13 protein-coding genes and 2 tRNA genes are annotated in these 21,333 nt (G+C 67.4%); 5 read left to right on the forward strand and 10 right to left on the reverse strand.

All coding sequences use genetic code 11. The annotated features are described in order from the left end of the window. Nucleotides 1–47: 47 nt before the first annotated feature. Nucleotides 48–836, reverse strand: coding sequence for a 4'-phosphopantetheinyl transferase superfamily protein (locus tag MNR01_RS04405; protein WP_241919753.1), 789 nt, complete (start codon nt 834–836; stop codon nt 48–50). Nucleotides 837–1,308: 472 nt separating this feature from the next. Here MNR01_RS04405 and tviB point away from each other — a divergent pair, with 472 nt between their 5' ends. After that, nucleotides 1,309–2,577: a Vi polysaccharide biosynthesis UDP-N-acetylglucosamine C-6 dehydrogenase TviB gene (tviB, locus tag MNR01_RS04410; protein WP_241920527.1), complete on the forward strand. Its 1,269-nt coding sequence runs from the start codon at nt 1,309–1,311 to the stop codon at nt 2,575–2,577. 52 nt (nt 2,578–2,629) lie between these two features. Next, the gene (locus MNR01_RS04415; RefSeq protein ID WP_241919754.1) at nt 2,630–3,670 is read left to right on the forward strand and encodes an NAD-dependent epimerase; all 1,041 of its coding nucleotides are present in this window, start codon (nt 2,630–2,632) and stop codon (nt 3,668–3,670) included. A 50-nt stretch (nt 3,671–3,720) separates the two neighbouring features. Here the strand turns inward: MNR01_RS04415 and MNR01_RS04420 are convergent. The 9 genes from MNR01_RS04420 to MNR01_RS04460 form a co-directional block, all read right to left on the reverse strand. Then, nucleotides 3,721–3,797 (reverse strand) — tRNA-Arg (locus MNR01_RS04420). 228 nt (nt 3,798–4,025) lie between these two features. Continuing rightward, nucleotides 4,026–4,118: transfer RNA gene (locus MNR01_RS04425), tRNA-Ser, on the reverse strand. A 68-nt stretch (nt 4,119–4,186) separates the two neighbouring features. Further along, on the reverse strand, nt 4,187–4,390 hold the full coding sequence (gene csrA, locus MNR01_RS04430; protein WP_241919755.1) for a carbon storage regulator CsrA: 204 nt from the start codon (nt 4,388–4,390) through the stop codon (nt 4,187–4,189). Between the two features lie 138 nt (nt 4,391–4,528). Next, nucleotides 4,529–7,177 carry an alanine--tRNA ligase gene (gene alaS, locus MNR01_RS04435; protein WP_241919756.1) on the reverse strand — a complete coding sequence of 883 codons (2,649 nt, stop codon included), beginning with the start codon at nt 7,175–7,177 and terminating at the stop codon, nt 4,529–4,531. Nucleotides 7,178–7,419: 242 nt separating this feature from the next. Beyond that, a complete protein-coding gene (recX, locus tag MNR01_RS04440) occupies nt 7,420–7,983 on the reverse strand; it encodes a recombination regulator RecX (RefSeq protein ID WP_241919757.1) in 564 nt (187 codons plus the stop codon). A gap of 27 nt (nt 7,984–8,010) precedes the next feature. Further along, nucleotides 8,011–9,051, reverse strand: a complete 1,041-nt coding sequence (recA, locus tag MNR01_RS04445) for a recombinase RecA (protein ID WP_241919758.1) — start codon at nt 9,049–9,051, stop codon at nt 8,011–8,013. A 210-nt stretch (nt 9,052–9,261) separates the two neighbouring features. Then, nucleotides 9,262–9,930: a transcriptional repressor LexA gene (lexA, locus tag MNR01_RS04450; RefSeq protein WP_241919759.1), complete on the reverse strand. Its 669-nt coding sequence runs from the start codon at nt 9,928–9,930 to the stop codon at nt 9,262–9,264. A gap of 64 nt (nt 9,931–9,994) precedes the next feature. Further along, complete coding sequence (locus MNR01_RS04455; protein ID WP_241919760.1) at nt 9,995–10,495, reverse strand: CinA family protein; 501 nt, start codon at nt 10,493–10,495, stop codon at nt 9,995–9,997. 72 nt (nt 10,496–10,567) lie between these two features. Further along, the gene (locus MNR01_RS04460; RefSeq protein WP_241919761.1) at nt 10,568–13,141 is read right to left on the reverse strand and encodes a TonB-dependent receptor; all 2,574 of its coding nucleotides are present in this window, start codon (nt 13,139–13,141) and stop codon (nt 10,568–10,570) included. A 413-nt stretch (nt 13,142–13,554) separates the two neighbouring features. Here MNR01_RS04460 and mutS point away from each other — a divergent pair, with 413 nt between their 5' ends. The 3 genes from mutS (at nt 13,555) to MNR01_RS04475 (ending at nt 21,271) form a co-directional block, all read left to right on the forward strand. Next, nucleotides 13,555–16,092, forward strand: coding sequence for a DNA mismatch repair protein MutS (gene mutS / locus MNR01_RS04465; protein WP_345779028.1), 2,538 nt, complete (start codon nt 13,555–13,557; stop codon nt 16,090–16,092). 64 nt (nt 16,093–16,156) lie between these two features. Continuing rightward, on the forward strand, nt 16,157–19,495 hold the full coding sequence (locus MNR01_RS04470; protein WP_241919763.1) for an AAA family ATPase: 3,339 nt from the start codon (nt 16,157–16,159) through the stop codon (nt 19,493–19,495). Between the two features lie 267 nt (nt 19,496–19,762). Next, complete coding sequence (locus tag MNR01_RS04475) at nt 19,763–21,271, forward strand: catalase (RefSeq protein WP_241919764.1); 1,509 nt, start codon at nt 19,763–19,765, stop codon at nt 21,269–21,271. Nucleotides 21,272–21,333 lie beyond the last annotated feature (62 nt).

Raw genomic sequence — 21,333 nt, forward strand, 5'->3', positions numbered from 1 at the left:
TGTCGCCATCTCCCCGGCCGTCGTTGCCTATCCCCTCAACGACTGACTCACGACACGTACAACGCCGGCTCGGCGACCACCCGGCCACCGACCGGTCGCAACCAGACGCCTTCGATCACCGCATCCACCGGCGCGGCAACAGCGGCGCTCCAGCGCGCACCAATCTCCAGCATCGACAACCGCACCGGACCGGCGTTGTCGGCCGTCGACGCAGTCAACGGCAGGACCGCGCCGTCGGCCGCGACAAAACTGGTCATTTCACGCTCAAGGCCGATGCCTTCGGCCTTCAGCAACGCTTCCTTGCGCACCCATAGCGCCAGCAGCTCACGGCTGTAGAGCGGCTCGCGCAGCCCGGCGAGCTGGCGCGCCTCTGACGCGTGGCAGACACTGGTCGATACCTGCGGCAACTCGCTCGCACGTAGCGACGGTTCGATGTCGATGCCCACCGGCCCCATCGCGCAGACGGCGAAGGCGGCCACGCCCTCGGCGTGGCTGAGGCTGGTGTGCAATGCCATGCCGGGCAGGCATGGGCAGCCACGCTCGTCGCGCGACAGCGGCACCTCTGCCGCCGGAATGCCGAGCACGCCGGCCAGCACCATTCGGTGCAGGGCGTAGGCAATGGTCAATGCTTCGCGGTCGGCCGGCAGTCGCCGATGCAGCACGCGCGAGCGTTCGGCCGGATCGAGCAGGGTCCAGGCTTCGTCCAGCCAGGACTGCCACGCCTCAAGCTCGGCGAACGCGACCACGCACGAGCGCGCCCGCGAGGGCCGCAGGTCCGGCGCGGCGGGCATGGCGCCAGGCACTCCGAGCGGGCGCACGGGCACGATCAGTGTCATCCGACACCCCGCGCCGTGTTGAATCCCCGTGCCATCTGTTCCCCCTGCCCGGCCTTGCGCCAGCTCACTGTCGATCACGACTACCCTCAACGCGGGAGCGCACGTGCTCAGGCCAAGTCGCCCATGGCGGGCCGCTTGCGGCACCTTCGCGTCGCCCGCGCGTCCTGTTCCGGCCCCGCTGCGCGTTATCTGCTGCGAGGCCGGATATCACCACCGTGATGTCGCCTCCCACAGGGGCCACCATGCGCGAACGCCAGCACAGCCATCCGTCCACGCCTTCGCGCGGCGCGTGCCGCGTCGGCGCCTGAGCACCATGGACACCACCGATTTCGAGGGCGGGCACGTTCCTGGAGGGCACGTTCCTGGAGGGCACGCTCACGGCGCCACCCGTGAAGGGCGCGGCGCCGATGGCCGTGCAGCCGCGCACGGCGCAAGCGCGGCACCCGCGCCGGCGACTTCGGCACCAACGTCGCTGCAGACCGTCAAGGTCGGCGTCGTCGGGCTGGGCTACGTCGGGCTGCCGCTGGCGGTCGCGTTCGCCAAGTATTTCGACACGGTCGGCTTCGACATCAATGCCGCCCGCGTCGAGGAACTGCGCCAGGGCCAGGACAGCACGCTCGAAGTCGATCCGGCCGAGCTGGCCGCGGCGCGCCGGTTGCGCTGCAGCTGCGACCTGGACGAGCTGCGCGAGTGCAATGTCTACATCGTCACCGTGCCGACCCCCATCGACGCGGCCAAGCGCCCCAATCTCGGGCCGCTCGCGCGCGCAAGCGAAACGATCGGCAAGGTGCTCAAGCACGGCGACGTGGTCGTGTACGAATCCACCGTCTACCCGGGTTGCACTGAAGAAGTCTGCGTGCCGATCCTGGAGCGCTCGTCGGGGCTGGTGTTCAACCGCGATTTCTTCGTCGGCTACAGCCCGGAGCGGATCAACCCCGGCGACAAGGATCATCGCCTGACCTCGATCCTGAAGATCACCTCCGGATCGACGCCGGAGGCCGCCGACTTCGTCGACCAGCTATACGGGTCGATCATCGAAGCCGGCACGCACAAGGCAAGCTCGCTGAAGGTCGCCGAAGCGGCCAAGGTGATCGAGAACACCCAGCGCGACCTCAACATCGCGCTGATCAACGACCTGGCGATCCTGTTCAACAAGCTCGGCATCGACACCCTGGAAGTGCTGCAGGCGGCCGGCACCAAGTGGAACTTCCTGCCGTTCCGGCCGGGCCTGGTCGGCGGCCACTGCATTGGCGTCGATCCCTACTACCTGACCCACAAGGCGCAGGAGATCGGCCACCACCCGGACGTGATCCTCGCCGGTCGCCGCACCAACGACGGCATGGGCTCCTACATCGCCAGCGAAGTCGTGCGGCTGATGGTGCGCAAGGGCATCAACCCGGTGCAGGCGCGGATCCTGATCCTGGGCCTGGCGTTCAAGGAGAACTGCCCGGACCTGCGCAATACCCGCGTGGTCGACATCGTCCACGCATTGCGTGGCTACAACGCCAACGTCGACGTGCACGACCCCTGGGTCGATGGCGACGAAGCCGCTGCCGAGTACGGCATCACGCCGATCGACGTGCCCGCGACGGGCGACTACGACGCGGTGATCGTGGCCGTCGCCCATCGCCAGTTCGCCGAGCTCGGCGCACGGGGCGTGAAGGCGCTTGGCAAGCCGGTGTCGGTGCTCTACGACGTCAAGTACGTGCTGCCGCGCGACGCGGTCGACGGCCGGCTGTGACATCGCCCGCCCATTCCAACCCTTCCCCCACCCCTTTCGGAGATCCACCGCGATGAAGGTCCTCGTTACCGGCACGGCCGGATTCATCGGCTCGCATGTCGCGCTGGAACTGCTGCGGCGCGGTGACGAAGTGGTGGGATTCGACAACCTCAACAACTATTACGACGTCGGCCTGAAGAAGGCGCGGCTGGCGCGCTTCATCAGCCACCCGCGCTACACGCACCTGCATGCCGACCTGGCCGACCGCGACGCCGTCGAGGCCGCGTTTGAGCGCCATCGTCCGCAGCGGGTGGTGCACCTGGCCGCGCAGGCGGGCGTGCGCTACGCAGCGGAGAATCCGCACGTCTACATCAACAGCAACGTCACCGGTTTCCTGCACGTGCTGGAAGGTTGTCGCCGCCACACCAGCGAGCACCTGGTATTCGCGTCGACCAGTTCGGTCTACGGCGCGAATACGTCGATGCCCTTCTCCGAGCACCAGCCGACCGAACACCCGTTGACGCTCTATGCGGCGACGAAGAAGGCGAACGAACAGATGGCGCACAGCTACGCGCATCTGTACGCGATCCCGAGCACGGGCCTGCGCTTCTTCACCGTCTACGGCCCCTGGGGACGTCCGGACATGGCGCTGTTCCTGTTCACCAAGGCCATCCTGGCAGGCGAACCGGTGCCGGTGTTCAACCATGGCCGGCACAAGCGCAGCTTCACCTACATCGACGACATCGTCGCCGGCGTGGTGCGCGCCCTGGACCGGATCCCGACGCCCGACGATGGTTGGCGCGGCGAATCGCCGGACCCGGCCAGCAGCGGCGTCGCGCCGTACCGCCTGTACAACATCGGCAGCCGCGAGAGCGTGGAGCTGCTGCGCTACATCGAAGTGCTGGAGCAATGCCTGGGACGCAAGGCCACGCTGCAGATGCTGCCGCTGCAGGCCGGCGACGTCCCGTCGACCGAAGCCGATTGCAGCGACCTCGCGCACGACATGGGCTACAGCCCGCAGTTCACGGTCGAGGAAGGCGTGGAGAATTTCGTGCGCTGGTATCGCGACTACTACCACCTCGGCGCAGCAGTACCAGCACGCCAATACGCCTGACACAAAGCAAAAGGGCCGATGGTTTCCCATCGGCCCTTCGCTTTCTTGTGTGGCGCGCCCGGAGAGATTCGAACTCCCGACCACCAAGTTCGTAGCCTGGTGCTCTATCCAGCTGAGCTACGGGCGCTGAGTTGAAAAATTATGACGGGTCGATTTCGATTCGTCAAACATTTTTCGAACATTTTCCTGTCGATTGCCTCGCTCATTGCGAGGGTCTTCAGGACCACGAAACACCCGGAGGAGTTTCGTGATTGGCGAAGTCCGCGGTTCCGGGCATCGCATGGAGCCATCCATGTCGACGCGTTCTCAGGAGGTGCATTGCACTACCTGCGGAACCCGGCCCCGCCGGAAAAACTGGCGGAGACTGAGGGATTCGAACCCTCGATGGAGCTTTTGACCCCATACTCCCTTAGCAGGGGAGCCCCTTCGGCCTCTCGGGCAAGTCTCCGCGACAAACTCAATTCGGCGCGGGCGCAAAGCATAACGGCTCGCCCCGCGCACGGCAAACAATTTGTGTCAGCCGTCGGTGCTCTTGCCCGCATCGTCAGCGGGTTCTTCGCCGCGCTGGATTCGCTGGTAGATCTCTTCGCGGTGCACAGCGACATCTTTCGGTGCGGTAATTCCGATACGCACCTGGTTGCCCTTGACGCCGAGCACGGTGACAGTCACCGAGTCGCCGATCATCAGGGTCTCACCGACGCGACGCGTCAGGATCAGCATCTAACATCTCCTATGGCCGGCAGGTCCGCCGCCGGCAAATGGACGCTCCCGGGAGCGCCTCCAGTTCTGTACACAAACGTGAACCATATTAGCGGCCGGTCAAACGTGACCGCAACCGCAGAAGGTCATGTTTCTCGTTCAGTTAAGCTTGCCTTCGACCCACCCGGCGACGCCTGCCAGCGCCTGGACCAGGGCCGGGCCGTCATCGCCGCCGCCCTGGGCCATGTCTGCCCGACCACCGCCCTTGCCGTTGATCTGACTGGCCACGTGGGCCAGGAGTTCCCCGGCCTTGACCTTGCCGGCCGCGGCACCGTTGACGCCGGCGACCAGGGCCGCCTTGCCGTCGCTGGCACCGGCCAGCACGATCACCGAATCGCCAAGCTGCTGCTTGAGGCGGTCGACCGCATCGCGCAGGGCCTTGGCATCGAAGCCCTCCAGACGCGTCGCCACGACCTTGATCGCGCCGACCTGCGCCGCCGAAGCGCCCAGGTCGGACGTCGCGCCGGAGGCGGCCTTGGCCTTGATCGACTCGAGCTCTCGCTCGAGCTTCTTCTGCCGGTCGAGCAGGCTGCGCAGCTTGTCGGCGACGTCCGCGGCGTTGCCGCCCAGCAGGCTCGCCGCTTCGTCGAGGCGACGCTCTTCCTCGGCGACGAAGTCCAGGGCGCCCTGCCCGGTCAGCGCCTCGATGCGACGCACGCCAGCGGAGACACCGCCCTCGGACACAATCTTGAACAGACCGATGTCGCCGGTGCGCGACACATGCGTGCCGCCGCACAGTTCGGTCGAGGTATCGCCCATGCGCAGCACGCGCACTTCATCGCCGTACTTTTCGCCGAACAGCGCCATCGCGCCAAAATCCAGCGCTTCCTGCATGCCCATGTGGTGCACTTCGGCGGCATGGTTGCGGCGCACTTCGGCGTTGACGCGACGCTCGATCTCGGCCAGGTCGCTGGCACTGACCGGGGCGAAGTGGGCGAAGTCGAAACGCAGGCGATCGGGCGCGACCAGCGAACCCTTCTGGGTGACATGGTCGCCGAGCACGCTGCGCAGTGCCGAATGCAGCAGGTGCGTGGCCGAGTGGTTGAGCACGGTTGCGGCACGACGCACTGCATCGACGCTGGCGCGGACGCGATCGCCGCGCTTGAGCGAGCCGCTGGCGAGGTTGCCGACGTGGCCATGGAACTGGCCGGCGAACTTCTGCGTATCGCGCACGGCAAAGCGCGCCGCACCGGCCTCTAGATCGCCGGTGTCGCCAACCTGGCCACCGCTTTCTGCGTAGAACGGCGTGCGATCGAGGATCACCACCGCATCGTCGCCGGCGTCGATCTGGTCGACCGGGCGGCCGTCCTTGAGCAGGGCCAGCACGTGCAGGTCATCGGCACGCAGTTCGTCGTAGCCCAGGAAGCGGGTCGGCGACAGCTGCGCGGCCAGTTCGGCCGGCATCGTGGTGGCGTTGCCGAACTTGCCGGCCTCGCGCGCCTTGCGGCGCTGTTCGTCCATCGCCTGGTCGAAACCGGCCATGTCGACCGACAGGCCGCGCTCGCGCGCGATGTCGGCGGTCAGGTCAACCGGGAATCCGTAGGTGTCGTAGAGGCGGAATGCATCCGCGCCCGGAATGACCCCCTGAGAGCGCGAAGCCACTTCATCGAACATGCGCATGCCCGAATCCAGCGTTTCGGCGAAGCGCTCTTCCTCGGCCAGCAGGGCGCGCTCGACGAACTCGCGCTTGGCGGTCAGTTCCGGATAGGCATCGCCCATCACTTCGACCAGCGGCGCGACCATGCGGCTGAAGAACGGGCCCTTCTGGCCCAGCATCCAGCCGTGGCGCAGGGCGCGACGGATGATCCGGCGCAGAACGTAGCCGCGGCCTTCGTTGCTCGGCAGCACGCCGTCGACGATCAGGAACGAGCACGCGCGGATGTGATCGGCGATCACGCGCAGCGACTTGTTGCCCAGGTCGGGCGTCGAGGTGAACTCGGCAGCCTTGGCAATCAGGTGGCGGAACAGGTCGATCTCGTAGTTGCCATGCACGCCCTGCAGCACGGCGGCCAGGCGCTCCAGGCCCATGCCCGTGTCGACGCACGGCGCCGGCAGCGGCACCAGGGTGCCGTCGGGCTGGCGGTCGAACTGCATGAACACCAGGTTCCAGATCTCGATGAAGCGGTCGCCATCTTCCTGCGGCGAACCCGGCGGGCCACCGGCGATGTGGTCGCCGTGGTCGTAGAAGATCTCGGTGCACGGGCCGCAGGGGCCGGTGTCGGCCATCTGCCAGAAATTGTCCGAAGCGTACGGCGCGCCCTTGTTGTCGCCAATGCGGATGATGCGCTCGGCCGGGATGCCCATCTTCTGGTTCCAGATGGCATAGGCCTCGTCATCGGTGTGGTAGACCGTGACCAGCAGGCGCTCGGCCGGCAGCTTCCAGACCTTGGTCAGCAGCTCCCAGGCCCAGGCGATCGCGTCTTCCTTGAAGTAGTCGCCGAACGACCAGTTGCCCAGCATCTCGAAGAAGGTGTGGTGGCGCGCGGTGTAGCCGACCTGGTCGAGGTCGTTGTGCTTGCCGCCGGCACGCAGGCAGCGCTGCACGTCGGCCGCGCGCACGTAGCCGGGCTTCTCGCTGCCGAGGAAGACGTTCTTGAACTGGACCATGCCCGAGTTCGTGAACAGCAACGTCGGATCGTTGGCGGGCACCAGCGGCGCCGACGGCACGATCGTGTGGCCCTTGCCACGGAAGAATTCGAGGAAATCGCTGCGGATTTCGCTGGTGCTGATGTGATGCGGGTTCTTCATGCCTGCGCGCGGAGTCAGTGACCGGACTGGGCGGACCGGCCCATGTCCCTCACGATGGGGACGTCGACAGGAGCAGGCAACCCAGGACCCGAAAGCCGGTTAGGTTAACAGGACCGCGCAAGCTCTGCGCGAAGGCCCGGGAACCCCTGGCCGGTGCCTGGCAGCGGCTGCGCGGATGCGTCGATCAGTACCAGCATCTACGAAAAGTTCGCCGGTGTGTGCCATCCGGCTCGGCAGCCGGGTCAGTCGTCCGGATCGAAACGGGTGGCGGCGCGCACGCTGGCGCCGTCGAAGCCCCGACGCATCAGGAAATCCGCGGCCTTGCGCCGCAGGTTCAATTCTTCGGTCACCCCGGGGCCGAACCGGCGCTGGACCAGCTCACGGGCGTTCTCGGCCCAGTCGCCCTCATAGGTCTCCATCGCCCGGGCGACGGCCTCGCGGTCCAGCCCGTGGGTGACCAGTTCGGCGCGGATCCGGACCGGCCCGTAGCCACTGCCGGCACGGCCACGGACCAGGCTTTCGGCGAAACGCTTGTCGTCCTGCCAGCCCTCGCCTGCCAGACGGCCCACGGCCGCCTCGACCTGCCCGGCATCCAGTCCGCGCGAGGTCAGCTTGCGACTCAGTTCCTTGCGCGAATGCTCGCGCCGGGCCAGCAGGCCCAGCGCTCGCTGCAACGGCGTCTGCTCCGGGCGCCCGCGGCGACGGGCTGGGCCGGGGCCGGCGCCGGGGTCGGCGCCGATACCGTCGCGGTCACCGGCCCCGGACCCGATGCCCGGTGCGTCATCGTCTGGCGAGTCGCCGTGCATCGACGCCTACCCTTCCCTTGCGGTCCGTCACTCTTCGGCGACTTCGTCGTCGCTGCCTTCGTCACGACGGGCATCGGTCGCCACGAACTTCTCGCGCAGCGCCGCTTCCAGGCGCTTGGCGATCTCGGGGTTGTCCTTGAGGTACTGGCGGGCATTTTCCTTGCCCTGGCCGATGCGCTCGTCGTAGGCGCTGTACCAGGCACCGGACTTCTCGACCAGCTTGGCGTCCACGCCCATGTCGATCAGCTCGCCTTCGCGCGAGATGCCCTCGCCGTACAGGATCTCGGTGACGACCTGCTTGAACGGCGGTGCCAGCTTGTTCTTGACCACCTTGATGCGGGTCTGGTTGCCGATGATCTCGTCGCCCTTCTTGATCGCGCCGATGCGGCGGATGTCCAGGCGCACCGAGGCGTAGAACTTCAGCGCGTTGCCGCCGGTGGTGGTTTCCGGGCTCTGGCCCGGCATCATCACGCCGATCTTCATGCGCAGCTGGTTGATGAAGATGACCATGCAGTTGGAGCGCTTGATGTTGCCGGTCAGCTTGCGCAGCGCCTGGCTCATCAGGCGGGCCTGCAGGCCCGGCAGCTGGTCGCCCATCTCGCCTTCGATTTCGGCGCGCGGGGTCAGCGCGGCGACCGAGTCGACCACGACCATGTCGACCGCGCCCGAGCGCACCAGCATGTCGGCGATTTCCAGGGCCTGCTCGCCGGTGTCGGGCTGGCTGACCAGCAGGTCGTCGACGTTGACGCCGAGCTTGGAGGCGTAGGTCGGGTCGAGCGCGTGCTCGGCGTCGACGAAGGCCGCGGTGCCGCCCAGCTTCTGGCACTCGGCGATGGTCTGCAGGGTCAGCGTGGTCTTGCCCGAGGACTCAGGACCGTAGATCTCGACAACGCGACCCTTGGGCAGGCCGCCAATGCCGAGCGCGATGTCGAGCATCAGCGAACCGGTGCCGATGACCTCGGCCGGCTCCGCCACGCGGTCGCCCATGCGCATCACCGAGCCCTTGCCGAACTGCTTCTCGATCTGGCCCAGGGCGGCCGAAAGGGCGCGCTTCTTGTTCTCGTCCATCGTGGATTCCTTGAGGTCTGGTTGGCGTGTTGACGGCATTCGTGTTGGGGACAACTTAGGCTTGGCAGGTCGCACGGACTGAGACTCCCGTGGATGGACTGCAAATCTGTTCGATCAGGGAACCGGTGGGCATTGGCGCACTCCAAAGCGGATGGTGGGGAAAGGCCGCACCGCGGTGCTGGAACACCCCGCTCCGGGTCATGAAAAAGTTCATCGGTTCGGCCTCACCAGCCCGCAGTACAGGCCTTCGATGGCGAAATCCTGGTCGGGCTCGACCTCGATCGGCGCGTAGTCCGGGTTGCGCGGCAGCAGGCGGATGCGGTCCTTGCCGATCTTGAGCAGCTTTACGGTGATCTCGTCGTCGATGCGGGCGACCACGATCTGCCCCGAGCGCGCGTCACGGGTGCGGTGCACGCCGATCAGGTCGCCGTTGAAGATGCCTTCGTCGCGCATCGAGTCGCCCTTGACCTTGAGCAGGTAGTCGGGCGTCGGCGAGAAGAACACGCGGTCGAGCAGGACGAAATCGTCGGAGCCGATGTCGGCACCGATCGGCCGGCCGGCGGCGACCTGCCCCAGCACCGGCAGCCGCAGGGCATCGTCGGAGACGGCGGCGGGGTCGGCGGCAGGGTCCACGGCCTGGACGGCAACCGTGTCGGCCACCTCCGCCACCGGCGCCACCAGGCGGATGCCGCGGGCCCGGCCCGGCATGCGCTGGATCGCGCCGGCCTGCTCGAGCGCCTCGAGGTGGTACTGGGCCGCACGCACGCTGCTGAAGCCCATGGCGCGGGCGATCTCGGTCTGCGAAGGCGGCACGCCCTCGGCTTCGATCCGCTCGGCGATCAGGGTGAGGATGGCGCGCTGGGTGCTGGTGATGTCCATTAGTAGCAATACTACTAACAGGCTTTTCCCGCCGTCAACCCCCTGCCCGCCCTGCCTTGCGCCCTCAGGCCATCAGCTCGACCAGCCCGTGCAGGGCCGCGGCCACGGTCTGCCGGCGCACGTCGTCGCGGTCGCCGTCGAAATGGAAGGTCACTGCGGTCGGGTAACCGCCACGCCGCTTCCAGGCGATCCAGACCGTGCCGACCGGCTTGTCCTCGGTTCCGCCACCGGGTCCGGCGATGCCGGTCACGGCGACCGCCAGCGTCGCGCCGGAATGCACGAGCGCGCCGGAGACCATCTCGATCACCGTGTCGCGGCTGACCGCGCCGTGCTGTTCGAGCGTTTGCGGGCGCACGCCCAGCAACGCCTGCTTGGCCTCGTAGCTGTACGCCGCCATGCCCGCCTCGAACCAGTTCGAGGAGCCGGGGATGTCGGTCAGCATCTTGGCGATCCAGCCGCCGGTGCAGCTTTCGGCGGTGACCAGGGTCTGGCGGTGGTTGCGGGCCGCTTCGCCCACCTGCTCGGCGAGGCGATGCAGGGCGGCATCGGAGACGTCGTTTTTCATGCGCGCATCATAGCCGCAAGCGAAGCGGCAATCCCCTCTCCCGCGAACGCGGGAGAGGGGCCACATCTGCGATCAGTACAGGATCCGCAACGTCATGCCGTAGGTGCGCGGCGCGCCGAGGAATCCGTTGAACGAGTTGAACGGATTGTTCGGCGCCGGCGACACGTTCTGCAGCGGCGCGTCGAAGCCGACCTGGACATAGTCCTCGTCGGTGAGGTTCAGCGCCCACAGCTCGACCATCCAGTTCCTGTTCTGCTTGCCGATGCCGATGCGTGCATTGACCACGGTGAAGCCGTCCTGGACCTTCTCCACGTCCAGGTCCGAGCCGGTGTTGTACTCGGACATGTACTTGGCGCCGAGGTTGAAGCGCGCCAACAGGTCGCCGGCGAACGGATAGTCGTAGGTCACCGAGGCCGATGTCGACCAGTACGGGGCGAAGCTCACCCGGCTGCCCGGCAGCTTGTACAGCGCGCCCGTGGGCGCGACGAAATCGCCGCCGGGAATGTTGTCGCCGTAACGGGTGTCTGCATAGGTCACGCCACCCTGCACCATGAGCCCGCGAGTGGCCTGCCACAGCACCTCGGTGTCGATGCCCTTGGAGATCACTTCGGGAATCGAGCGCACCACGAAGCTGGTGCCGAGGAAGCTGTTGAGCTGGAAGTCCTCGTAGGTCTGGTGGAACAGCGTGGCGTTGAGCAGCAGGTTGCCTTCGTCCCAGGTGGTCTTGGCGCCGAGCTCGTAGCTGTCGACGAACTCGCCCGGGAACGAGGTGTCGTTGACCGGCAGGATGCCCGAGCCGCCACTGGACAGGCCGGTGTTGGACTGCACGCGGTCGAGGTTGAAGCCGCCGGCCTTGTAGCCGCGTGCGGCCGAGGCGTAGCCCATCCAGTGCTCGTTCCAGCGGTACGCCGCCTTGAGCGTGCCGGACCATTCCTTCTCATCGCTTTCCTGGTGGGTGACGCGGCCGTTGTGCAGCGGATTGGCCCACGGCAGGCAGGAGAAGCCGATCACCTGCGGGATCACCGTCGGCAACGCCGCCTGCGGGACGCCGCGCGCCAGCAGCGCCGCCGCCACGCGTTGCTGCCCGCCCGGTCCGAGCATCGCCGAGCAGCCGGGGCTGCCATTGGGATTGCTGTAGGCCGAATCGAGCTCCTTCTCCTCGCGGGTGTAGCGCAGGCCCAGGGTCAGGTCCAGCGCATCGGTCGCGTGCCAGGTGTTGTTGGTGAAGATCGCCGCACTCTTGGCGTTCTGCTTGTAGACGTCGTCGGCACCGAAGCCGGCGAACACCGTGCCGAACGGCCGGCCGCTCGCCTGCGACAGGAACAGCGGCGCGGTCGGGCTGCGCCCCAGTGCCGGGTTGATCATCGACAGCAGCGCCACCGACAGGTAAGGCTCGTAGGCATTGCCGATGCGGTAGGTCTCGTTGCGATCGAGGTCTTCGTCGGAATAGAACAGCCCGACCATCCAGTCGATGCTGTCGCTGGCGCCGGTCAGGCGGAATTCCTGGGTGAAGGTCTCGAAGCCGGTCAGCGACTCGTCTTCCTCGCCGTTGCGGTAGAGGATGTCGGCGCTGCTGAAGTCGAAGTCCAGGCCATTGATCGAATCCCACTCGCGCCAGGCGGTGATCGAGGTCAGCGTCGCCCCGTCGAACCACGGCGTGATCCAGTTGACCTCGGCGGCGACACCCTTGTCCTTGATGTCCTGCTTGGTGCTGCGGTTGCTCCAGGCCACGCGTGCGAACGGATCGGCCACTGGCGCCACGCCTTCGTCCGGCGACAGGGCGTTGACGATGTCGCCGGTCGCGCCGCGCACCGTGGTCACGCCGACGCAGCAGTTTTCCTCGCGACTGGTGAAGTCGGCGATGAAATTGATGTCGAGGTTGTCGGTCGGCTCCAGCAACAGCTGGCCGCGCAGGGTGTGGAAATTCTGGTCGCCGTCGTCGGTCTCCACGCGCGGGCCGGCGCCGGTGTGCACGTCGGTGAATCCGTCGCGCTTGCGCTTGGCGGCGTAGACACGGAACGCTGCCATGTCGCTGATCGGCACATTGAGCGAGCCGGCGACACCGACCGCGTTGTAGTTGCCGACCGTCAGCTCGCCTTCGACCTGGGTGAGGTAATGCGGGCGCTTGGTGATCACGTTGATCACGCCTGCGGAGGTGTTCTTGCCGAACACGGTGCCCTGCGGCCCCTTCAGCACTTCGATGCGCTCGATCTCGCCGAGGTCGCCGAAGCCGACGCCGTTGCGCGGCCGGTACACGCCGTCGATGACCACGCCGACCGACGATTCCAGGCCGGCGTTGTCGCCGACCGTGCCGATGCCGCGGATGCGTGCGGTGGTCTGGGCTTCGCTCTGGGTGCTGGTGACGGTCAGGCCGGGCACCAGCACCTGCAGGTCCTTGACGTCACGAACGCCGGTGTCCTGCAGCAACTGCTCGGGCAAGGCGGTGATGGCGATCGGCACGTCCTGCAGCGCTTCCTCGCGCTTCTGCGCCGTGACCGTCAATCCAGCCAGCGTGGTCGGTTCTTCATCCTTCTTCAGCTCGCCGCCCTGCAGGACCGGGGCCGCTGCAGCCTCCTGGGCCTGGACCGACCAGACTGGCGTCGCGAGCGTCGTCGCGATCGCGAGCGCAAGCAGCTTCCTGGTCACGTTCTTTGTGGTGCCCACTGAAATAACTGGCTTGCACGAAACCATCGCGTCCCCTCCCCTCGAGTAATTGGATGTACGGCGTCCTGACCCAACAGCCAATGCACACGCCCCCTTTTGGCGCGACCGGCGACACCCCCACCCAACGCAACACGGTCCCGATGGGCATACGGCAGCGAACGGCAACGGAAACGTAACATGTCCTTCGGACAGGCAATGTGGCAGTGCAGCAGGGAGTGGGGCGCGGCCGGCCAGCGAGCACGGATTCGCCCTGCAGGCAACGGGGTCCCGAATCCGCCCACGGCTGATAGCCTAGCGACCTCCCTCGCCGGCCCCCTGCGCCGGCCCTCCCGCACGCATACGAAGATCCACGATCCATGAGTTCAGCCGAACGGCCGCCCGAGCACACGCCCCTGATGAAGCAGTTTTTCGCCGCCAAGGCGGAGCATCCGGACGTGCTGATGTTTTTCCGCATGGGCGACTTCTACGAGCTGTTCTTCGACGACGCGCGCAAGGCCGCGCGCCTGCTCGACATCACCCTGACCCAGCGCGGCCAGTCCGGTGGCCAGCCGATCCCGATGGCCGGCGTCCCGCACCATTCGGCCGAAGGCTACCTGGCGCGGCTGGTGGCGCTGGGCGAATCGGTGGCGATCTGCGAGCAGATCGGCGACCCGGCCCTGGCCAAGGGCATCGTCGAGCGCAAGGTCGTGCGCATCGTCACCCCGGGCACCGTGACCGACGAGGCGCTGCTCAACGAGCGCCGCGACACGCTGCTGCTGACCATTGCGCGCGGAAAGAGTGGCTACGGCCTGGCCTGGGCCGACCTCGCCGGCGGCCGCTTCCTGGTGAACGAAGTCGCCAGTGAGGACGCCCTCGAAGCCGAGCTGGCCCGCCTGGAACCGGCCGAGACCCTGATCGCCGACGAGGACGGCTGGGCGCCGTTCGTGGCCGAACGCACCGGCCTGCGCCGACGCGCCCCGTGGCTGTTCGACGCCGACAGCGGCCGTCGCCAGCTGCTGCGCTTCTTCAACCTGCACGACCTGTCGGGCTTCGGCCTGGAAGACAAGCCGCTGTCGATTGCCGCCGCCGCGGCACTGCTCGGCTACGTCGAGGAAACCCAGAAGCAGCGCCTGCCGCACCTGACCTCGATTGCGGTCGAGTCGGGCGACGGCGCGATCGCGATGAACGCCGCGACCCGCCGCCACCTGGAAATCGACAGCCGTCTCGACGGCGACCACCGCCACACCCTGCTCGGCGTACTCGACTCGACCATCACCCCGATGGGCGGACGCCTGCTGCGGCGCTGGCTGCATCGTCCGCTGCGCGAGCGCACGCCGCTGCGCCTGCGCCAGCAGGCGGTGGCGACGCTGCTCGATTCGCGCGCCGGCGATGCCCTTCGCGAACGGTTCCGCGCGCTCGGCGACCTCGAACGCATCCTCTCGCGCATCGCCCTGCGCAGCGCCCGTCCGCGCGACCTGTCGACGCTGCGCGACGGCCTGGGGATGCTGCCGGAGGTCCGCGCCGAAATGGCACCGCTGGATTCACCGCACCTGGCCGCGCTGGCCGCGGAGCTGGGCGAGCACGACGAACACGCGCACCTGCTGCAGTCGGCCATCGTGACGCAGCCGCCGGTGCTCGCCCGCGACGGTGGCGTGTTCGCCGAGGGCTACGACGCCGAGCTCGACGAACTGCGCACGCTGTCGACGCATGCCGACCAGTTCCTCATCGACCTGGAGGCACGCGAGCGCGCCAGCAGCGGCATCGCGACGCTCAAGGTCGGCTACAACCGCGTCCACGGTTATTACATCGAGATCAGCAAGGGCCAGGCCGACAAGGCGCCAACCCATTACACCCGTCGCCAGACCCTGACCGGCGCCGAGCGCTACATCACCGAGGAGCTCAAGCAGTTCGAGGACAAGGTGCTGTCGGCGCGCGAGCGTTCGCTCAGCCGCGAGCGCCTGCTCTACGAACAGCTGCTCGACGCGCTGAACGAACGCCTGGAACCGCTCAAGCGCTGCGCCGCGGCGCTGGCCGAGCTCGACGTGCTGTGCTGCTTCGCCGAGCGCGCGCAGTCGCTGGACTGGGTCGCACCGACCCTGGGCGACGAGCCCGGGCTGCACATCGAACGCGGCCGCCATCCGGTGGTCGAGGCCGTGCGCAGCGATCCGTTCGAGCCCAACGATCTGGTCCTGGGCGAAGACCGGCGCATGCTGGTCATCACCGGTCCGAACATGGGCGGCAAGTCGACCTACATGCGGCAGAACGCATTGATCGTCCTGCTCGCGCACACCGGCAGCTTCGTGCCGGCATCGCGCGCGACGATCGGCCCGATCGACCGCATCCTCACCCGCATAGGCGCGGGCGACGACCTGGCCCGCGGGCAATCGACCTTCATGGTCGAGATGAGCGAGACCAGCTACATCCTCCACCACGCCACCGCCCAGTCGCTGGTGCTGATGGACGAGATCGGCCGCGGCACGTCGACCTACGACGGCCTGGCCCTGGCGGAGGCGTGCGCGCGACACCTGGCGCACCACAACCGCGCCTATACGCTGTTCGCCACGCACTACTTCGAGCTGACCACGCTTGCCGAACCCGGCAGCGGCATCGCCAACGTCCATCTCGACGCGGTCGAGCACGGCGACCAGCTGGTGTTCATGCACGCCGTCAAGGACGGCCCGGCCGATCGCAGTTTCGGCCTGCAGGTGGCGGCGCTGGCAGGCCTGCCAAGGGCGGTCGTGCAGCAGGCGCGTGGACGACTGGCCGAACTGGAACAGCAGAGCCGCGATGCACCGGTGCCGTCGCTGGCACCGGTGGCGCTGGATGCACCGCAGCAGTTCGGCCTTTTCTCGCCATCGTCGGCCGCACTCGACGCACTGGCATCGCTGGAGCCTGACGAGCTGACGCCGAAGCAGGCGCTGGAAGCGCTGTATCGCCTCAAATCCCTGAGCTGAGTCCGCACTGCCACTCTGCGACCACATCGCTACACTAGGTCGCAGAACGGGGACAGGGGTGGTCATGGAGCTTTGGTGGTTCGCGGGCGGCGCGTGCGTCGCCCTGGCGGTTCGTTTCTTGTTTGGCATCCGGCGCACGCCGCCGGCGGTACCTGCCCCCTCGACCACCGTCGATGCGATGCCCGACGTCGCGTCTGGCACGGCGACCGATCCCCCCGCGGCCGCGAGCGAGGCACCGGCCGATCGCCTGCATCGCCTGAAGCTGGAACTGGAAGCACAGGACGATCGCATCCAGCGCCCGGCCGACCTGGCCGCGCTGCCTGCGTTCGACGAAGGCGTGCGACTGCTGGCCGGCAGTGATTTCAGCGCCGAGGACCTGACCAATGCCCTCACCAGCCCCGGCTACGTGCTGCCTTCCATGGCCGCCGCGGCGCTGCGGTCGCGGCCGGATGTCAGCATCGACGCCGCCGTGGCGGCGGCCCCGAGCCTCGGCGGCTTCGCCCTGCAATTCCTGCTGGCGCACTTGCAGGCCCAGCCCGATGCGGCCGCCCTGCCGCAATTGATGCGGCACGCCCGCGACTGGTGGTGGGATTTCCAGCCCTGCCGCCTGCGCTTGCGCGACTACCTGCGCTGGGCCGACGCCCACGCCGCCGCGCACGCCACGGTGGCGCCGCTCGACGACCTCGACGAGGACGCACTGGAGAAACTGCGCCAGGTCCTGGAGAAGTTCCAGGAGCCGGCACTGGGCGCGGTCCTGGCCCGGGTCGATGCGGACCTGGCGCTGCGACGCGAACGCCGCGTGCTCAGCGGTTTCGGCCGGGTGATGTCACGCCCGACCGAACGGCGCCGGATCGATCACACCGAGCTGGACCAGAACTGGCAGCGCCTGCATGACCTGAGCGCCGGCCAGGAACCAACCTCGGTGCTGGTGGTGGGCGAGTCCGGCGTCGGCAAGACCACGCTGATCGACCGCCTCGTCGATGGCCTGCTTGGCGAGGGCTGGCTGGTGTTCGAAGCCTCCGCCGCGGAGATCCTGGCCGGGCAGAAGTACATCGGCGAACTCGAGCAGCGCGTGCGCGAAATGCTCGGCGTCATGCACCGCAAGCGCGCGTTGTGGCGCGTGCCGGACTTCTTCGACCTGCTGAACAAGGGCAGCCACGACCGCGATCCGCGCGGCATCCTCGACCTGCTGATGCCGGCGGTGGAGCGTGGCGAGTTGCTGCTGGTCGGCGAACTCACGCCGCGCCAGCTGGCGCAGTTGCTGCTCGCCCGTCCAGCGGTCAAGCACCATTTCGACATCGTGCAGCTGCAACCCATCGCCGCACCCGTGCTCGGCGAGATCGCAAGCGGCTGGGCCGCGATGCAGGCACATCGCGCCGGCACCGGCGTCGCCGACGCGGCGACCCTGGATGAAGCCGCGCGCATGGCCGCCCAGTACTTCCCCGAACAGCACGAACCCGGGCGCACGCTGCGCCTGCTCGAAGATGCTCTGTCGACCGCGACCGCGGCCGAACCGCCGCGCCTGCCCCTGGACGGCGAAGCGCTGCTGGCGGCGATCGCCAACCGCAGCGGCCTGCCGCTGGAAGTGCTGGACGACCGCCAGGTGCTCGATCTGGATACGTTGCGCGCGTTCTTCGGCCAGCGCGTGATTGGCCAGCACGAAGCGGTCGAATGCCTGATCGATCGCATCGCCATGCTCAAGTCCGGCCTGGTGGACAGTTCCCGGCCGGTCGGCGTGTTCCTGTTCGCCGGGCCCACCGGCACCGGCAAGACCGAAATGGCCAAGGCCCTGGGCGAACTCCTGTTCGGCAGCAGCGAGCGCCTGTTGCGCCTGGACATGAGCGAGTTCCAGTCCGAGGACTCCGCCTGGCGCCTGACCGCCGACGACGCCAACGGCAGCGCCCGCTCGCTGACCTCGATGATCCGCGCACAGCCATTCTCGGTAGTGCTGCTGGATGAGTTCGAGAAGGCCCACCCCAAGGTATGGGACCTGTTCCTGCAGGTTTTCGACGACGCCCGCCTCAGCGACCGCAGCGGCAACACGGCCGACTTCCGCCACAGCATCATCATCCTCACCAGCAACGTCGGCTCGACCATTTCGCGCAGCGCCGGCCCTGGCTTCACCGCCTCCACGGCCGGCAGCTATTCGCGCAGCCACGTCGAGAAGGCGCTGTTCGAAACGTTCCGGCGCGAGTTCCTCAACCGTCTAGACCGCATCGTCCTGTTCAACCCGCTCGATCGTTCGCTGATGCGCGAGATCCTGCACAAGGAGCTCAACCGCACGCTGACCCGTCGCGGCCTGCGCAATCGCGACTGGGCGGTGGAATGGGAGCCGTCGGCGATCGAGTTCCTGCTCGACCGCGGTTTCACCCCGGACCTTGGCGCGCGCCCGCTGCGGCGCGCGATCGAGCACCACCTGCTGGCGCCATTGGCGCGCAGCATCGTCGAGCATCGCGCGCCGCACGGGGGGCAGTTCCTGTTCGTGCGCAGCGCCGGCGATCACCTCGACGTCCAGTTCATCGACCCGGACGAGGCCCCGGCCACTAGCGGAACTGCGGCGGCGAGCGGGCTTGCGCACGATGCCGACCTGCGCGACCTGGTGTACCAGCCGTCGACCGGGCCGGACGCACGCGCCCGCCTGCTCGAACGGCTGCAGCAGTTGCAAAGCGCCGTCACCACGGATGCGTGGATCCAGGCACGCGACGCTGATTTCTCGCGCATGGCCCACACCGACTTCTGGTCCGAACCGACGCGTTTCGACGTGCTCGACCGGATCGAGCGACGCGACCGCATCGAAAGCGCGCTCGACAGCGCGCAGCGCCTCAGTGCCCGACTCGCCGGGGACGGCGGCAATGGCGAATTCGCCGCGCGCCTGACGCAGCTGCTGTTCCTGCTCGGCCTGGCGATCGACGCCGTGCTCGAGGGCCGCGCACAGGATGCCCTCATCGACATCAGCGCCAATGAATCCGACCTGCGTCGCGATGGCGCGCAGACGCGGATCTGGTGGCAGCAGGTCCTGGCCATGTACCTGGAATGGGCGCAGCGCCGAAACATGCGGGTGGAAGTACTTGCGCAGGATGCGCAGCAGTGCAGCGCATGGCTGGCAGTCAGCGGCTTTGGCGCGCTCGACCTGCTCCAGGGCGAGGCCGGCCTGCACGTGATGGAGCAGGAGGCCGAAAACCAGGCATCGCGTCGCATCGCGCTGCATGTCCAGGTCGCCGCCGATCTTCCGGGACAGGCACGCCGGCCACTGCGTCGGGATGCCGAGGACCGGCAAATCAGCCGGCGATACCGCTCCTCGCCCTCGCCGCTGGTGCGCGACACGGCGCGCGGCTGGCGCAGCGGCCGCCTCGACCGCGTGCTGTCGGGCGAGTTCGACGTCATCAGCGACAACAGCGGCTGACTCGGGGGCCGGCAGGGGCGCAGAAATCCGGCCTGCCTTCGCCCTGGTTGGCCCCGTCGCTCTGCTGACATCTCAACAGTCGCGGCATGTAGACGCCGCGTGAACGCCTGAACGTTTACAACACCACTGCGCCCGCCACACGGTCGCGGTGCGATTGACCGTGCACGTCAATAGCTTCCCCCTATCGGGTCATTCGCCAGAAACGATTTTCCTTGATCGTTATTCCTCCTTAGCCTCGTAGCCACATCGCCAACGAAGGAACGCGCCATGAGCAACAACCCCACCGACAAGCCCGAAAAGACCCCGCTGACCACCGCCTTTGGCGCACCGGTGGTCGACAACCAGAACAGCATGACCGCCGGCCCGCGCGGCCCGGTCCTGATGCAGGACGTATGGCTGATCGAGAAGCTCGCCAACCTCAATCGCGAGATCATTCCCGAGCGCCGCATGCACGCCAAGGGTTCAGGCGCCTTCGGCACCTTTACCGTCACAAACGACATCAGCAAGTACACGCGCGCGAAGATCTTCAGCGCCGTGGGCAAGAAAACCGAGATGTTCGCCCGCTTCACCACGGTCGCCGGCGAGCGTGGTGCCGCCGACGCCGAGCGCGACATCCGCGGCTTCGCCCTGAAGTTCTATACCGAGGAAGGCAACTGGGATCTGGTCGGCAACAACACGCCGGTGTTCTTCCTGCGTGACCCGCGCAAGTTCCCGGACCTCAACAAGGCGGTCAAGCGCGACCCGAAGACCAACATGCGCAGCGCGCGCAACAACTGGGATTTCTGGACCAGCCTGCCCGAAGCGCTGCACCAGGTCACCATCGTCATGAGCGACCGCGGCATTCCGGCCAGCTATCGCCACATGCACGGCTTCGGCTCGCACACCTACAGCTTCATCAATGCCGCCAACGAGCGCTACTGGGTCAAGTTCCACCTCAAGACCCAGCAGGGCATCAAGAACCTGACCGATGCCGAAGCCGCGCAGATCGTCGGCAGCGATCGCGAAAGCCACCAGCGGGACCTGTTCGACGCGATCGAGCGTGCCGAATTCCCGAGGTGGACGATGTACATCCAGGTGATGCCGGAAGCCGACGCCGAGAAGGTGCCCTACCACCCGTTCGACCTGACCAAGGTCTGGCCGAAGAAGGACTACCCGCTGATCGAAGTGGGCGTGATGGAGCTCAACCGCAATCCGGAGAACTTCTTCGCCGACGTCGAGCAGAGTGCGTTTGCTCCGAACAACCTGGTCCCGGGCATCAGCGTTTCGCCGGACAAGATGCTGCAGGCGCGCCTGTTCGCCTATTCCGACGCGCAGCGTTACCGGCTCGGCGTCAACCACCACCAGATCCCGGTCAATGCCGCACGCTGCCCGGTGCACAGCAACCACCGCGACGGCGCGATGCGCGTGGACGGCAACTACGGCGGCACCCTGCACTACGAACCCAACAGCTACCAGCAGTGGCAGGAGCAGCCCGAGTACCGCGAGCCGCCGCTGAAGATCAATGGCAACGCCGATTTCTGGAACTTCCGCGAGGACGATGCCGACTACTACAAGCAACCCGGCGACCTGTTCCGGCTGATGTCGCGCGAGCAGCAGCAGGTGCTGTTCGACAACACCGCCCGCGCGATGGGTGACGCGCCGGAGTTCATCAAGCTGCGCCACATCGGCAACTGCTCGAAGGCCGACCCGGCGTATGGCGCCGGCGTGGCGAAGGCACTGGGACTGGAATCGGCGGTGGCTGCACAGCGCAGCAACGAACCGATGGAAGCGGGCTGAGGCGCCACGCCGTGCCCACCACGAGGGGAGTCTGAGACTCCCCTCGACGTCATCGGGCGAGG

The sequence above is a fragment of the Lysobacter sp. S4-A87 genome (assembly GCF_022637455.1).
Lineage (GTDB): Bacteria > Pseudomonadota > Gammaproteobacteria > Xanthomonadales > Xanthomonadaceae > Lysobacter_J.